The 16,873-nt window shown below is 48.9% G+C and carries 11 protein-coding genes and 1 pseudogene; 6 read left to right on the top strand and 6 right to left on the bottom strand.

The window, feature by feature from the left end:
• Positions 1-344 precede the first annotated feature (344 nt).
• From I2I11_RS09600 to I2I11_RS09575, 6 genes are all read right to left on the bottom strand, one after another.
• Positions 345-1,631 (bottom strand): M16 family metallopeptidase, encoded by a 1,287-nt coding sequence (locus I2I11_RS09600; RefSeq protein WP_196267461.1) that lies wholly within the window; start codon positions 1,629-1,631, stop codon positions 345-347.
• Positions 1,632-1,649: 18 nt separating this feature from the next.
• A complete protein-coding gene (porV, locus tag I2I11_RS09595; RefSeq protein WP_196267460.1) occupies positions 1,650-2,780 on the bottom strand; it encodes a type IX secretion system outer membrane channel protein PorV in 1,131 nt (376 codons plus the stop codon).
• Positions 2,781-2,833: 53 nt separating this feature from the next.
• Entirely contained in the window at positions 2,834-6,697 is a 3,864-nt protein-coding gene (gene porU, locus I2I11_RS09590) for a type IX secretion system sortase PorU (protein WP_230680013.1), read from the bottom strand.
• An 88-nt stretch (positions 6,698-6,785) separates the two neighbouring features.
• Complete coding sequence (gene purS / locus I2I11_RS09585; protein WP_196267459.1) at positions 6,786-7,037, bottom strand: phosphoribosylformylglycinamidine synthase subunit PurS; 252 nt, start codon at positions 7,035-7,037, stop codon at positions 6,786-6,788.
• On the bottom strand, positions 7,021-7,740 hold the full coding sequence (pssA, locus tag I2I11_RS09580; RefSeq protein WP_196267458.1) for a CDP-diacylglycerol--serine O-phosphatidyltransferase: 720 nt from the start codon (positions 7,738-7,740) through the stop codon (positions 7,021-7,023). The genes purS and pssA overlap by 17 nt, the downstream gene beginning before the upstream one ends.
• A gap of 175 nt (positions 7,741-7,915) precedes the next feature.
• Positions 7,916-8,551 (bottom strand): MBL fold metallo-hydrolase, encoded by a 636-nt coding sequence (locus I2I11_RS09575; protein WP_196267457.1) that lies wholly within the window; start codon positions 8,549-8,551, stop codon positions 7,916-7,918.
• 405 nt (positions 8,552-8,956) lie between these two features.
• Here I2I11_RS09575 and I2I11_RS09570 point away from each other — a divergent pair, with 405 nt between their 5' ends.
• The 6 genes and pseudogenes from I2I11_RS09570 to I2I11_RS09545 all read left to right on the top strand — a co-directional run.
• The gene (locus I2I11_RS09570; protein WP_196267456.1) at positions 8,957-10,018 is read left to right on the top strand and encodes an NAD(P)/FAD-dependent oxidoreductase; all 1,062 of its coding nucleotides are present in this window, start codon (positions 8,957-8,959) and stop codon (positions 10,016-10,018) included.
• A gap of 287 nt (positions 10,019-10,305) precedes the next feature.
• The gene (locus I2I11_RS09565) at positions 10,306-10,842 is read left to right on the top strand and encodes a hypothetical protein (protein ID WP_196267455.1); all 537 of its coding nucleotides are present in this window, start codon (positions 10,306-10,308) and stop codon (positions 10,840-10,842) included.
• 128 nt (positions 10,843-10,970) lie between these two features.
• Positions 10,971-14,165, top strand: coding sequence for a hypothetical protein (locus I2I11_RS09560; protein ID WP_196267454.1), 3,195 nt, complete (start codon positions 10,971-10,973; stop codon positions 14,163-14,165).
• Between the two features lie 8 nt (positions 14,166-14,173).
• A complete protein-coding gene (locus I2I11_RS09555; protein ID WP_196267453.1) occupies positions 14,174-15,325 on the top strand; it encodes a serine hydrolase domain-containing protein in 1,152 nt (383 codons plus the stop codon).
• 309 nt (positions 15,326-15,634) lie between these two features.
• On the top strand, positions 15,635-16,309 hold the full coding sequence (locus I2I11_RS09550) for a hypothetical protein (RefSeq protein ID WP_196267452.1): 675 nt from the start codon (positions 15,635-15,637) through the stop codon (positions 16,307-16,309).
• A gap of 259 nt (positions 16,310-16,568) precedes the next feature.
• Positions 16,569-16,784 (top strand): annotated as a pseudogene (locus I2I11_RS09545) (helix-turn-helix domain-containing protein); the annotation flags it as partial.
• Positions 16,785-16,873 lie beyond the last annotated feature (89 nt).

Here is a 16,873-nt window from a genome sequence, read left to right as displayed (position 1 = left end):
CCCGGGAGAGTAGGTGGCCGCCAACCCTATAACAAAGAGATGCCCCCTGTAGAGAAATCTACAGGGGGCATCTCTTTTTACACAAACGCCATTAACAACTGGATTGTGTTAGCTAATTGCTGCACTGCAATGGGTTTAAAGTATAACTGCAAACTATACTCCTATACAATTTCTTAAGCGCCTTTGTAATTCTAACAGCCTGCGCTTGTTGTAAGGTTCTCCTTATCGGAAGACTTAGGTTAATTGAAACAGACTACTTTAACGTTTTAAGTTCAAAAACCAAAAAGCCGTTAAGCGAGTCTCCCTCTTAACGGCTTTTGGTTTATAGTCTGTTACTCTTTTTATCAGCTCCTTTTACCTGCTAAAGCAGTCTGCATGTCAGCATAATCTAAATATTGCTTTGCCAGCTGCTGAAGTCGTGATGGGGTAATGGTCTTGATAGCTGTTACAAAATCATTGTAATGGTTTTGCGGTAACTGGTAAAGCACAATGCGTTTATAACGGTCACACTGTTCGAATATGGTTGCAATGTCGTTTAAGAATTTACCCAGCATGTAGTTCTTTACGGTTTGTAATTCTTCTGCCGGGATCTCATCCTGTTGAAGTGCCTGCAACTCTTTTTTAATCTCCTCAATGGTATTATCCGTTACCGTATAATTTACATCCGTACCTATATAAAATAGAGTGTCGTGCTCTCTCGGTGAAACGGAAGAATGTATGCCATAGGTATAGCCTTTATCTTCCCGGATATTACGCATTAGGCGTGATCCGAAATAGCCTCCCAGCAGCTCATTCAGCACTAGCAGATCGAGGTAATCCTCATCATGTATAGATGGGAACCGTTTGCCCACTCTTATAGAAGACTGCAAGCTATCCGGCATTTCTACAAGAGCATAGCTGGCCTCAGCTGATTTAATTTCAGGCTTATTTACAGGGATAATCTTACTGGCTGGCTGCAGATGAAGGTTACTGATTTCATCTGCCAGCAATTTTTGTGTGGATGCCTCAATACTGCCACAGGCAAAAACTTCCAGTTCCTGCGTAACATAATGGCTGTGGTAAAAGCTTATCAGATCCGTTAATTGTAGATCATCGAAAGCATCTGCATCAAACCCGTAAATGTATGGATGCCCGGGGCCGTAAACAGACTTTGTAAAGCAATGCGTGGCCAGGTAATTGTTCTTCTGGCGTTGCAACTTTAAGTTTTGCTGTGAGCGCTGCTTTAACAGGGCAAATTCTTCCTTGGGGAATGACGGGTTTTGCAACACATCCAGCACCAGGGGCAGCAACTCGTTCAGGTGTTTGGCTAAGCAGTATAAGGTGAATTCTGTGCGATCATAGCCGTGATTACCTTCAAAAGAGGCGCCATAGTAAGCGATCGTTTCCGCTATTTGTTTGGCCGTGCGGTTAATGGTGCCCTCGAGCAACATCTTGGCTGTTAAATCAGATACTCCATTGCCGGTTTCAAACCACTTACCGGCCTTAAAAACAAAATCCAGCCTGATAACAGGCTGGGTTTCGCTTTTTATTACATGTAATCGCGCCCCGTTAGCCAGGTTGGTTACCTCGGCTTCGTGTAGCGTTACCGCATCTATTTCGTATGTTTCAGGAGCTTTTGTTCTATCAAGCATTCTGTAATATCAGGTTAACTATTGATCTAAATTAAGCAATAAAGTAAAGCGCATGGTTTGAGCCAGGGGATTACCCTGCTCACCCGGAATCAGGTAAGCAGCATCAAGCCCGAATTTCTGGTAGCGAAGTCCAAGGCCGGTAGATAAGTACTGGCGACCTCCTTTTTCAGGATTCTCATAGAAATAACCGACTCTGGCCGCGAACAGGTTGTTGTACCAGTATTCGAAGCCGCCTGATAGGTTTACTTCCTGCACCTCTTCGCTAAAGCCGCCTTCGGCATCACCAAAAGAGGTGAAAATACCACTTACGACGCCCTGATCTGCATCTGCTCCCGGTGATGGTACAAGCAGCTTGTTGGCATCCAGCACCAGAGTCAGGGTATTATACGCATCCAGGTTATAGGTTACAGCAGTACCCAACTTCAGGTTAGTAGGCAAGAAATCTTTTTCATCTCGGGTGGTATAGGCAATTTTTCCACCAATATTGGAGACATTAGCTCCCAAGGCCAGGTTTACTTTCTGCCCCAGATCTTTGTTATAGTAAATACCAATGTCAACAGCAGCTGTGTTACCGGGCTGGGACTCGAAAGATGTGGAACCGCCGCCAACATTTACGTTACCAGCCAAGTTAGAATGTATAAAACGGGCACCTATACCCAGGCTGAGGTTCTCGCTCAAGGCTTGGCCGTAGGCTACTGATATAGCATATTCCTTAGGGCTGTAGTCCTGGATTGGATTACGGTTAGCATCTATAAACTGTATATCGCCTAAATCAAAATACAAAAGGGAAAGCGATATAGCCGATGTTTCGTTGAGTTTCTTGTAACCCGAGAGGTAGCTGAGCGACATATCATCCACGATATTTCGTAACCAGGGCGAGTACGACAGGCTGACGCTCATATCATTTTCGACAAAGCCGAGTTTGGCAGGGTTCCAGTGCGGAGAGTTGGCATCCGGGCTGATGGCCACACCGGCATCACCGAGGGCGGCAGAACGGGCATCGGGGGCTACAGTAAGTATAGGAACTGCTGTGGTAACAGCCTTCACCTCGTTATCCTGCCCAATAGTGCCCTGACCAAAAGCAAATGGCGCCGAGGTCAAGGCCAGTAAAAAGGTAGCGGCCTTAAAAAGTATACTTCTTTTATACATAAAATGATGGATATTAATAACTAAATCAAATATAACAAGAATAGCGAACTATGTTAGTTTAAAAGTACAAGTTTCTCAAATTTCGAGGTTTTTGAGCCGTCCAGCTGCGAACGTACATTCACTTTGTATACATAAACGCCCTGCGCCAGCACGTCCTTATACTCATCACGGCCATCCCAGGTTAACCCGGCGAAATGTGACTTGCTGGCATAGCTGGTAGTTTGCAGCGTCTTCACCAGTTTCCCGGAAATGGTAAAAATCTGAACCTGGATATCCAGGGTTTCACCGGCTTTGTTGTGGTCAAAATGGAATGTTGTTTTAGTGGAAAACGGATTCGGGTAGTTCAGCACATGTTCTAACGAAAGTTTCTCCTCATTAGATACAAAAAATTCTATATATTCTTCTGCGGCGTTGTTGTAGGTGTCCCATACCTTTAGCCGGAGCGAGTGCGGGCCGGGCGCCAGATCCTTAAAGTTATACCTGATGCGGCCTTCCTGGTAACTGTCAGTTTCGGAAGTATAAAAATCATTCAGCACAAGCGGGTTGTCTTTGTTCCCATCCAGTATGGCTGTAATCTCGTGTCCGATGCCGATGCCAGCTGTGTTAATGCCATTTGCGTCGTACAGTTTTGCCAGCACAGCCGGGTTACTGCCCGTGCTTCCGCCAAATACAAACGACTCGTCTTCCATGTATAACCGGATGGTAGGCGGCACATTGTCGGTTGCTGTTGTTGTGGCTGTTCCTCCGATTATGATAGATTGGTTAGCGCCCATTGCATCCTGGGTATCGCTGCTGGCATAAAGCGTAATTTTGCCTTGCCCGTAAGTATAAGTGATGTCTTTCGGCACCACAAAAGCAGCTTCAAAAAGGCCGTTCTTTACGCTGGCTTTGCCGTCATACAATATATTCTCGCGCAGCCTCACCGCTACAGGCGTGCTTTCGTCGCCCAAAGTAACCTGCGTAACCGGTTTCTCATACACGGTCAGCCGGAGATTGCCGTTAAAATCTGTGACAATGGTACCGGCTGCATCCGTTATCTGCCCTGTAAGCATTACCTTACCCAAAGCCCCTAAAGTGTCAGCACTTACCTGTCTGCCATTGATTTGGGTGATTTGTGCCTGTAAGCCCGGGTACGCCAGCTGGAGCGATGGGTCGGAAAGCAGCGTGAAATTGCGGTTGTTTACAACGCTGGCACCGTTTGCGCCATCGGCGATGCTGTTGTTTTTGGTGCGCAACACCAAATCGCCAAGGCGCGGCATCTGCCCGTCTGCAGGGGCAAAAGCGGCATTAAAAAAATTGCGGTTAAGCACACGATTATCATCAGCATACACGGGCCGGGTGGTGGTAAGAAGGCCTACTGCGCCGCCGCCAGGCTGCAACAGGGCCAGTTCTGCGGCAGAAGAGCGGGCAGGATCATCGTAGCGGCCAAACTCGCAGGTGGCAGTCAGCAGAAAGGTCAGGTTGTCGCTGTTGTTCCAGGCTTCAATCTGGGGGATGGTCAGTATTTGCTCTGCTGTCCAGCTTACTTCGTTGCCGTGGCCGGTGTAATTTGTTACCAGGGAGCCCTGTGCTACAGCTTTGTCCAAAGCTGCCGCGGCAGCCGGCGATCGCTGGCCGTTGGCGACAGCCTGCTGCGGAAAAAGGTCGAGGTATACTTTGTTGGAAGTATAACCGGGGAAAGCGCTTTCCAGGTAATTTGCCAGAAATTCCGCATCTTCCAGGTGCTCATTGTTGTCGCCATCGTCGGCCACAAACGTAACCTGGCCGCGCCATTTGCCGAAATGCCGGGGGCTTTCATAAGCCATAATTTTATTTACCATTGTGGCTGCTTCCTGCGCTGTTTTGGCCGGCAGGCGGCCGATGCCGATGTCCAGCAGGTGATCGCCGGCCATAGTTTCCGCCCACTCGCCTTCGTTCTCATCCAGAAAACCATAATAATCTTCGGAGGAATAGCTGGTAATAGGATTTAATGACTCCCGGGATTCATACACGGGCACTATGTTGGTATTGCGGCCAAGGTGGTTTTTATAGTCGTAGGAGGTATCGCCGAAAAGCAGCAGGTATAAAGCGTTTGTGCCACTTTTACGGCTGCGGCTGTATACCATCCGCATAAAATCACGGATAGCCGTTACATCCAGCGCACCCGACGAAAACTCATTGAACACCTGATTAGTTGTAACCACCTGTACCTGCATGTTGCTGTGCTGGCTGCGGTAAGCCGCCAGCCGGTTGGCTTCCTGTAAAAACTCCGGGTGCGTAACAATTACCAGGTCGGTATTGCCGTCGAGGTTAAGGGCGTGCAGGTTCTGGTTGGCCACTTTGCCGATAGGTATAGGCTGGATGCCAATACCGGGCTGGAATATGGTAAACTCGTGCAGCACATCTGTTGGGGCGCTAAAACGGAGGCCAGTGTCGACGATGGTTTGCTGCGTTACCGGCTGCACCGGATTGGTTACGTCCCATACCACAGCAGTGGCCGGAGCGTTCGTGATTTCAAACGTGCTGACGGGCGCAGCCATACTTGCCACAGACCGGAAACTGGTCTGTTCGCCATAAAGTTGTAGCCGGCGCGTATAGTTCAGTTCCAGGTAATTCAGGTAGCCCAGCGAGGTAGAACTGCCGCCGGGATTGAATTGCAGATTTACCTTCAGTTCAGTTGCGCTGCCCAGCGCCTGTTGCCCGGTAGTATAAGTATGGATATTATTAATGCCTTCCGGGTGATAATTGTAGGTGCCGCGGTTGCGTATACTTTGGGAGCCAAGCGTTTGCCCATTCAGGTTTACGGTAAAGGAGCAATCCGCCGGTGAGTTGGCCATCAGGAAAGCCGTCAGCTTTAACGCAGCGCCCGGCACGAGGTCCGACACAGTAAAGCTAACATCACGTGCAGGCGTAAAAGAGCTGAACTCCTCGCCATACCATTCGCGGCCGGAGTACACCATGTTCTTCAAATCCTTTTCATAGAAGAGGTGCTCGTCATAACTGCTGATGGTTTGCGTAGCCCCGGCTGCCTGCCCGCGCGATTGGATGCGCCTGCCCGAAGTATAACCTATCCGCAGAAAATAATAAGCCGTATCGGTGTAAAAGTTATAGCTGTGCTGAAATTGCTGCCGTTCTGCGTTATAAGCCCAGGTATGTGGCCCTTGCGCATAAAACTGCACATAATCTCCATCGTCGAATCTGCTATCAGCTTCGCCGGCCACCAGAATGGCGTTTTCCTGCAAATCGTCGGGGCGTGGCGCGGCGTTGGGCTGGGGCAGCATCCCGCCGCCGTTGCCGTACAGTTGTATTGTTTTCGGGTCTATACTTTGTGTGTTGATGCCGAGCGCCTGCAGTATATGTTTATCAATTTTGTGGATGCCGGATTCGGTTACGGCCAGTTTGTACCAGTCGCCGGCGCTGAGTACGGATGTGGAAGTATAAGAGCTGCCGGCGCGCGCAGTGGATTGCGTGGCGTTGGTTGGTGCGGAAGTATAGGTATAGCTGAACTGTACGAGCTTTTCCAACTGCCTGGTTTGCGGGTTCTGCCGGATGGGAAGTATGGTTACCAGTGTTGCCGGGCTTTTGTTTTCCGTGGCATTTACAAGGCTGATGGCCGGGCTTTCGCCAACAGCAGCATTCTTAAAAAATTGCTCCTCTTCAGCAGTAAAGGCTATGTAACTTGTTTGTGTCAGCTTAAAATCGGCCAGGTGCGCGTTCGGAATGCGGAGGCGGTAGTATGGCAGGCGGCGGGCATAATCTATGGCGGCGCCGGTAAAAGCCGGAATTTTGCCCGGATTGTCGCCGGAGGACACTCCCTGTAACTCCTGCCAGTCCAGCGTTATAACTGGGCGGGAGGTTGGCTGGGCCTTCACGCCGCTATTGCCGGCGCTCAGCCATAACAGCGCGCAAACGAGAAGCAGTCGGAGAAGCCTCATCATCAGAAACAATAAAAAGGAAAGATGCCCGCGGGCACGGCAGGCACCTTTCTAACCAGAAATACGGCTGAATTATTGTGCCACAGCCACTTTATTGCTGCTCCAGCGCGTATGTATAAGACTCCATAATAAGGTTGGCCAGCAGCTTGCTGCAGGCTTTTTCTACCTTTTCGCGGGCAATTTCTTCGTTTTCAGCTTCCAGTTGCAGCGTAATGTGCTTGCCGATACGCACGTTCCCTATCTGGTCGAGGCCCAGGTGTTCCAGGCCCAGCAGCACGGCTTTGCCTTGCGGGTCTAACAGTTCGGGGCGGGGCATTACATCTATTTCAGCGGTAAATTTCATGATGGGTATGCGGTTTTTTAATGATAGACAAAAGTATGTATAGCGCAATGATAAGCGGTATGGCCGCGAAGTTAAGCAGTGCCAGTAAGATAACCGAAAGCCCCAGGAAAATAAAACGCGTGGCGTTGTCCTGCCAGGTCAGGTTTTGGAACTTGAGAGCAAACAGCGGCAACTCGGCTACCAGCAGATAAGAGAGTAATACCGTAAGCGGCAGCAGCAGGTAGTAGTTTTGGATAATCTCGTAGTGCAGCAGCGTGCCGTTGGCCAGAATCAGCGGCAGCGATGCAACCAGTATGGTACAGGCCGGCGTTGGTAAGCCGATAAATGAGGTGGTCTGGCGGGTGTCGAGGTTAAACTTAGCCAGGCGGAGCGCCGAGAAAACTGTGATCAGAAACCCAAAAAATGGAATCACATCCTCATGTATGCCCAGCACCGGGTGCCCTACTTTAGACAGCATCATAAACATAATAGCGCCCGGCACCACGCCAAACGATACCATATCTGCCAGCGAATCGAGCTGCTTGCCTATTTCTGAGCTTGTTTTGAGCACCCGGGCCACCATGCCATCCAGGAAATCGAATGCGGCGGCAAGACCCACCAGGTAGGCAGTATAAATCAGGTTGTCGTGGAAAGCGAAGTACAGCGCCAGGCAACCCGAAAACAGGTTGAGGCAGGTAACGGCATTAGGTATGTGCTTCTTCATGCTGGAAAATTGAGGCAACAGCGTGCGTTAAGTAAGCATGCAAAATACGCCATACATTTCAAATATTTTAACCTTTGTATATAACATGCAGCTTACGAAGTATAAATCAGCAGAAAGTCTTTGGTTTGATGTTGCCGATACCTGGTATATTCCACTGTATACTTGTGTCCTTTCTTTATTGTAAGAAGGGATTATGTTTCTTTTCGTAGCCGATGGTGGTTTCCGGGCCGTGGCCGGGATAAACGGTTACCTCGTCGGGCAGTGTAAAAAGCTTTGTTTTTATACTTTGGATAAGCGTATCAAAGTCGCCGCCGGGCAAATCGGTGCGGCCGATGCTTTGCCGGAACAGCACATCGCCGCCAATCACAACTTTGTCGGGCGCACTGTAAAACACTACGTGGCCTGGCGCGTGGCCGGGCGCAAACAGTACCTGCAGTTCCGTATTTCCAAATTTCACGGCATCGCCTTCCTTCAGATACTTTTCCGGCAATTGTTCCGCATACATCGGAAAGCCATACGCAGATGCATAGGTCGGCACGGCACGCAGCACCTGCTCGTCTTCAGCGTGAATCTCCAACCCCACTTTATAGGTACCGGCTACAAATTGATTGCCCAGCACGTGGTCTATGTGGCAGTGCGTGTTCAGCAGGCGCACCACTTTCAGGTTGTTGCCGGCAATATATTTTTGCAGCTCCCGGCGTTCTTCCGGCTCGTAGCAACCCGGATCTATCACTACGCACTCGTTGGTGTCGTCGTGCAGCAGGTAAGTATTTTCCTGGAAAGGGTTAAACGTAAAACGGGTAACTTCCATCGGTTTCTGTTTAGATATTTGGCAGCTCTTAAACTAAAATCACTGGCTCTGACACTCGCGGGAACTGCGCACACTGCGAGGTATTCCGTCGCAACAAGGGTCTCAGATGCAAGTATGGCGCAAGTCTTTAGTGAAGCGTAACTTGTGCCTAAAAATATAGGCAGGTCTTCAGACTTGCGTAGACCGTCGTCCTCTGATTCATACTTAGCGCCTTGTTGTTAAAATGTAATCTATACTTGTATTCCGCAATCATACATGATAGCAAGTCTGAAGACTTGCTATCATGTATAAGCACAAGTGGCGGCGCTGAACACTTGCGCTATTTCAGGGTTTATCTTTTATCCAACCCACAAAATCGGCTCCTAAAGGTACAAATTTCAGGGATACATCTCGTAACTTGCCCCGATGAAATATGATTTTATAGTTGTAGGTCATGGCCTGGCCGGCGCTATACTTGCTTATACTTTGCGGCAACAGGGACAAGAAGTGCTGGTAATTGATGAGCCAAAAGCGGATTCAGCCTCTAAGGTAGCGGCGGGCCTGGTGAACCCGGTAGCCGGCAAGCGCTTTGCCAAAACCTGGCTGGCCGATGCGTTTATACCTGCGGCTGATGCTTTTTATAGTGAACTGGAGGCTTATTTCGGTCAGCAGCTATACTTCCACAAGCCTATTTATAAGATATTCTCCAGCATAGAAGAACAGAACACCTGGATGGCCAAAAGCGCCGGCGATGGCTGGAACGAATTTATACTTGGCACTTATACCCAAAGTATAAACCAGCCGGCGGTGCAGGACCCTTTCGGCGGCGTGCTGATTGGGCGCGGCGGCTACCTGCAGGTGGCTGAGATGCTGCGTTTGCTGACTGAGGAATTGCTGGCACAGGGCCTGCTGCTGCCGGAGCGCTTTGAAATGGCGCAATTGCAGCTCACAGCGCAGGATGTGAAGTATAAAAACTTTGTGGCCAGGCAGCTGGTGTTCTGCGAAGGCTATCAGGTAATTAACAATCCATACTTCAGCTGGCTGCCAATACAGCCCACCAAAGGCGAGGTGCTGGAGTTAGAGGTGCAGAATTTCGCGCCTGAATGCATCTATAACAAAGCCGTTTACGTTGTTCCGGTAGGGGCAGGGAGGTTTAAAGTGGGCGCCACCTATAACTGGCGCAAACCTGATGAACAGCCGACGCCGGAAGGCCGGCAGGAACTGACGGAACGCTTCAGCCAAATCACTTCACAGCCTTTTTCGCTGGTTAATCACCTGGCAGGTATACGGCCTGCCGTGCGCGACAGGCACCCGTTGGCAGGGCGGCACCCGGCGCATGCGCAACTGCATGTGTTTAATGGTATGGGCTCTAAAGGCGTGCTGATGGCGCCGTACTTAGCACAACATTTTGCAGCGGCACTTATAAGTGGATCAGAAGTGATGCCGGAAGTAAATATTTCAAGATATTTTTCGTTATATTACGACTAAGTAAAAAAGTTGAGGCACCAGCGTTTGAAGCCGCTGTACATCTTGTAATATGCTAATACCAGTTGTTGGTGCACAATTGAATAAATAACCTGACGGAATTAAGTTTGTTAGTGGCATCCTCTGTCTTTCTGTTAAGAAATCTGGTAGATGAGAGGTTGAGTTAATGCTACAGGCAGGAATAGGGCTTTCTTTAAAAAGCTCCTCCGCAACAAGTGCGGGATTTATACTTGCAGGATGACGAAATGATGTAAGGTGATACTGTCTTGCTACTTATTAGTATACTACTTATGAAAACGAAGCTATTTTTCTCCTGCTTTTTCATCTTGTTTGTTTTTACCGAAGGATACTCCCAAAGGGTAAACGGAAGGACATTGGAGGTGCCTGTTGTAAACAGCAGGGAAGTGCTGACAGTAGATATGTATGACAAAGACTGCGTTCATGTGGTGGACGGCCTGGTTTCACCTTACAATGAAATTGTTCCGCAGCAGCAGCTTGCGCATTTCGAGCAGGCAGCGAGCCGGGAGAAGTTAGAGGAACTGGGGTTCAGTAACAGCCAATGCGTTATGATCAAGTCGTCCGCTGACCTTGATGTAGAGAATTATATTTACAGGCAAGTGGACGCGCAGGTACGGCAGATTGGAATCCAGTATAAAATACCGATTGTGGTGAATGAAAAGCTCATTGCCTCCTACGCCGGGAGACACAGGCAGCTAAGCAATATCAAGGCAGAAGAAATAAAAAAGATAAAGTTCTTGGATAAGGCCGAAGCACAAGCCAAGTATGGCGGTAAGGTTGTCTTTGGCTTGATAGAAATTACAGTATAGGACGATTATTTGCTAACACAATGCATACTTAACCTTTGGGCCTGGGCTGCATACACCTTACGCTATGAAAATATTATACTGGTCATCTCGGTTACTTAAACTACTAAAATTTATTCAACCCTAAGCGCATGCGTTTTTCTATAAGGTTACTGTTGCTGTTTGTGCTTTGCACCCTGGCGGGCACTGCCCTGCAGGCGCAACCAAGCCGCGATACATTTGGCAAAAGCCGCATCCAGTACAAAAATTTTGACTGGAAACTATACAGCACCCAAAACTTCAATATCTACTTTTCGCAGGGCGGCCAGGAAATAGCACAGAATGCCGCTGCTTACGCTGAGCAGGAACTGAAGCGCGTAACCAGCCTGATTGGCTATTATCCTTATGCCAAGGTAACGCTCATCCTCTACAACTCGCCCACCGATCTGAAGCAGAGTAACATTGGCATTGACAACGATCAGTTTCAGACAGGCGGCGAAACGCTGTTCATGAAAAACAAGGTCGAAATTGCCTTCCCGGGTACACAGACCGGCTTTAAGCACGAACTAAGCTATAAGCTAACGGAGCTTTTGCTGAACGACATGATGTATGGCGGCAGCCTGAAAGAGGCCTTGCAAAGCAGTTACCTGCTGCGCCTGCCCGACTGGTTTATCGGTGGCGTGGCAGCCTACACCGCCGAGGGCTGGAGCCTGGAGATGGACAACTACATGCGCAGCATGCTGCTGCAGGAGCCAGACCTAAAACCTGAGAAGTTACTGGCGCAAAGCCCCCAACTGGCCGGACAGTCAATCTGGAATTATATTGCAGAGCGCTACGGCTATACGGCCATCCAGAACATCCTGAACCTGACGCGCATTACGCGCGACGTGGAGATTGGCATTACGAGCAGTCTGAATATCCCCTACAAACGCTTCCTGAACGACTGGTACAACTATTATAAGCAGATCAATAACCGTTCGGACAACCCGCTGGTACTAATGCCGGAGAGTGCGAAGCTGTTCAAAACCAACAAAAAAGACCTGCGCTACACCGAGCCGATGCTGAACCCGGCCGGCACCATGCTGGCTTACGTAGAGAACGAAAACGGGATTTACAGAATAGTAGTGCAGGATGTGCGCACCAAACGCGACCATATAGCCTGGCAGGGCGGCTACCGAACGCTGGATCAGGCTGTCGACTATACCATGCCGGTGCTGGCCTGGCGAAACAACAGCCAGATTGGCTTTGTGGAGGCGCAGCGCGGCCAGATGGTGCTGCGGCAGATAAACGCGAAACGCCGCCGTGCCCGTATTCCTTTCCTGGATGATTTGAGAACGTCTGCCGCAGTTTTAGACCAGTTTGTGCAGGTGCATGACATCAGCTACTCCGAAGACGGGCAAAGCCTTGTGGTAAGCGCCGTGCGCAATGGGCAGTCTGATTTATTTTTGCTGCGCGCCAACGGCCGATCCATGCAGCAACTCACCAACGACATTTACGACGACATACAGCCGGTTTTCCTGAAAGGCCGCGAAGGCATTGTTTTCAGCTCCAACCGCTGGATAGATTCTACCGGGCAAACCACCTCTCCGGGCTTTAATGCGGTAGTAAACAACTATGATATTTTTCTGCTGCCTCAGGTGAGCAAGCAAGTGGAATTACAGCAGCTAACCAGTTCTATTGCCGGCGAGTATAGTCCGCGTGCCCAGCAAGACGGCAATCTGGTATACCTGAGCGAACAGAATGGTATCCGCAGCCTGTACCGCTACAATATGGCTTCGGGCACCAGCAGCCCGCTCACCAACTTCGAGCAAAGTATAAAGCAGTACGATTACAACAGCGCCACCAATACACTGGCCTATGTAGCGCCTGATCGCGCACGCGATTTTGTGTACCTGCTGCCTGCTTTTACGCCTACTACTTTGGCTACGCTACCCAAAACATCGCGCCAGATTATACTTGAAACGCGGGCGCGTGTGCCACAGCAGGGCGCTGCCACGCGAAAACTGCTGGAAAACGAAACTAACAGCAAGAAGCCAAAACGCGAAGGAGAAGTTGATATCGAGAATTACCAGTTCGAAGATAACGGCCAGGCGCAGCAGGACGAAAATAAGAAAGCGCCCGCAAGCCCCGTGCGCCGCGCCGGGTCCACCGACGGCAACCTGCAACTGTCCGGCCCGATAGACTATGACCTGCGTTTCAGTGTGCAGGAAATTGTTACTTCCGTTTATGCAGATCCGCAACTGGGCTTTGGGGTTGTGGCAGGCGTAAACATGAGCGATTTGTTTGAGAACCACCAGCTCCGCGGCAGTGCTTTCCTGCGCTCTAACCTGAAAACCAGCCGCCTCTCAGCCGAATACATGAACCTGAAAAACCGCGTGGATCTGGGCATGCAGTTTCACCGCGATGTGATTGTAACAGAGGAGAATGAAACCGGCGCTGTGTTGCGCTTCGGGCGCAACGAATTTGCGCCGGTGCTGGTGTACCCGCTCAGCTACAGTACCAGCATACATGTGCGGCCTATGTTTGTGAACACGCGCTTTACCTTCATCAACAGCTTCGCCACGCCCGATAGTGTCACCAATTTTGGCGGCGGCAATGTGGAGTTTGTTTTTGATAACACCATAACGACCGGCGGAAACATGATGCAGGGCACCCGTATGAAAGCGGGCCTGCTCAGCCTTAAAAGCTTTGGTAGTTCGGCAGGCGATTTCAGCAAGTTTTATATAGACCTGCGCCATTACCAGAAGTTGCACCGCCAGATAGTGCTGGCCACGCGCCTGAGCTATGGCTCCTTCTTCGGTAACTCTCCGAAACGCTTCCTGATCGGCGGCATGGACAACTGGCTGATAGCCAACGATGCTGACGCAACGGATGAGAACAATATCAACGTTGTTTCGCCGGCTGATTTGTTTTACCTGGAGTACGTAACACCGCTACGTGGCTTTAACTTCAATACCCGGAACGGCAGTAAGTACCTGCTGGCCAACGCTGAGCTGCGCGTTCCGATTGTGCAGTATATTTATAATGGCCCTGTGCCATCGGGCTTTTTCCGCAACCTGCAGTTAACGGCCTTTGCCGATGCAGGATCGGCATACAACGGCTCCAACCCTTTTACCGGCCGCAACTCTATCAACACACGCATCATAGGTGGCAGAACCAGCCCGACCGAAAAAGATCCGTTTGAGATTACGGTGGTTAACTACCGCAACCCGTTCCTGTTGGGGTATGGTGTTGGCGCCCGTACCACGCTGCTAGGCGTGTATGGCAAACTGGATGTGGCCTGGGGGCAGGAAGACAGTGAACAGAAAGGGCCTAAATTTTATATCACGCTGGGCTACGATTTCTAGTTGATACGATGACCCGAAAGACCAGACGCTATGGCCTTGGTGCAATCCTGCTGCTGATTTTAGCGGCTGCCTGGATACAAATGGCCGACAAAAACTACGTATACAAGGCTATTTACCACAACTTTGCCGACATCGACGACAACAAAATATTTGAGCAGCGTGTGGTAAATGCGCCCCCAAAACCGCAGCCCTGGCCATTGGCTGCCAACTATAACAAGATGCAAATGCCTGCCAGCCTGCAGCAACTGCACCAGGAGCTGGAGTCGGTGGCATTTCTGGTTATCAAAAACGATTCTATACTTTACGAGCAGTATTGGGACGGCTACGGCAAAGACTCCAAAAGCAACTCCTTCTCTATGGCCAAAAGCATTGTAAGCATGCTCGTGGGCGCAGCGATAGAAGAGGGGAAGATACAAAGCGTGGAGCAGCCGGTAGCCGATTTTCTGCCGGAGTTTAGCGAGGGAGACAAAGCTAAAATTACGATAAAGGATTTGCTCTGGATGAGTTCCGGCCTGAACTGGGACGAGTCTTATGCAAATCCTTTTTCTGTAACCACAGAGGCATACTATGGCGATAACCTGAAAAAAATAATCAAGCGCCTGGAAGCTGTAGAGGAGCCAGGTAAAGCCTTCAGTTACAAAAGCGGCGATTCACAGGTGCTGGGCTTTGTGCTGAAAGCCGCTACCGGCAAAAATTTAAGCGAATATGCCGAGGAAAAACTATGGAAGCCACTTGGCGCTGCCCACGACGCAGAATGGAGTATTGACCACATTGGCGGCATGGAAAAAGCCTACTGTTGCTTTTTCTCCAATGCCCGTGACTTTGCCCGCCTCGGCAAGCTATACTTGCAAAACGGCCTCTGGAACGGTGACACCATCGTGCCGCCCGCTTACGTCAAAGCCTCGCTCACCCCGAGCGGCCTGCCCACCGCCGCCACCGGCGAAAAAACCGATTTCTATGGCTACCAATGGTGGCTGCTGCCGCATTACAAAGGCCAGGATATCTTCTACGCCCGCGGTATACTTGGCCAGTACATCATTGTCATTCCGGAGAAGAACATCATCATCGTGCGCCTCGGCAAAAAGCGCGGCGAGCACATTGGCAATCACCCCAGCGATGTGTTGGCCATGATTGATGCGGTGAATAAGATGGTGCCTTAAGAAAGTATAAATTAGCCGTATTTTTCCAAGGCCGTAGCATTTTCAGTCTGGGGCCTTGTTATACATCGTGCTGGTAAGCATATGGATTGACTTATCCGGTGCTTACACCATAATTACCTCAATTAATTTCTAAAGCGCAGGGCTGCTTAGATTAAATCATACTTGTTTAATAAATATATTCGTATTTTTATTAAACTTTATTTGGGTTAAAAATGATGGCTTCCAATCTTTATTAACTGGAAGGTGCCTAATGTAATAATGAGTTGGATTTGCATTCAATAGCTGTCATATACTAAAAGATAGAATAATATGAAAACCTCCATTCTGTACACATTCTTATTTACGTGGATGACACTAACCATGAGTGCCTGTAATTCAGATAATGAAGTAGAACCTCAACTTCAACTGGAGACTGTAGGCTTTTCAGGAACACTTCCGGACGGAAGAGCTTTTAGTAAACAAGGAGTTGTGTCAGATAATAACCTTATCAGTAGCTCGAGTTCAGTAGATGGTTCTTTTATTAGTCATGTATTATCTGTATCAGATTTAACTTCCGGCACCAGCATTATAGTTGAGTTACCCTATGTGAAATTTAGTAACGATTTTGGTGTAGCAAACGATTCGGTTTTAAACCATGCAGCCACAGAATATTACCCTTATCAAGTAGTTAAAGAAAAGCTTTCCGTTGGCGATAAGCTAATCTTGTCATCGCAGGCCTCTGATCCTAAGAATAGTTTCAGGGTGCAGGTGATTGATCAAAAGAACTATTCGGGCTTTTCATCTGAAGGCTCTTTAAGTCAAGCCGGAAGCTATTTAAAGGTTATTAAAGTAATAGAAGGTACGGAAACGGAACCGATACTGGGTAATGTAAAAACCCTGGAGGTTATCTTTGATCTGGATGTGAAATTGTATTCCAGTGGCGAGGGCTTTAATGAATCAGGAAACCTTAAAGGGCTTCTGAGAATGAAATATCGGGAAATATAAAAAGAGTGGTAATTCGATTTGATAGTGCAGAATATATGATAATTTATTGCTATAGGCCTGCATATCTTATATGCACTACTACACAGCACAGGCTTCGTGTTCGGCCTGAGCCTTTGTAGGTTAATAGTCAGAATCAATTACAAATATGGCATTGCCTGGGTAGGGTTTGTCGGAATGCATGCAAAGTGTGGTAAAGTTGATGTCACTGAAATTTGAATAAGAAAGAGAATGCATATTAAGTTGATAAAAACAGTAGAAAGAGCATTTTCCCATAGAAGCACTAGACCCGATTGAAGCGGTGAAGTTCAGAATGGAACAGTTAGGGATGAAGCAAAAAGATCTGGCAGAAGTTCTTGGCTTCACAAGCAGGGTGAGCGAGGTGTTGAACAGAAAAAGGAAGCTTACCCTGGAAATGATTCGAAATCTTCACAAGGCATTGAATATACCTATAAACGTACTCATTCAGGAATACTAAGAAAAGCATACTCTAATCCAGCACAGGCATCTCTCACCCATTATCTGCATGAGGTCATTGCGCATAAATTGCTTTAAGCACCACTTACC

The sequence above is a fragment of the Pontibacter rufus genome (assembly GCF_015694705.1).
GTDB lineage: Bacteria > Bacteroidota > Bacteroidia > Cytophagales > Hymenobacteraceae > Pontibacter > Pontibacter rufus.
This window is presented reverse-complemented; position numbering and strand designations above follow the sequence as displayed.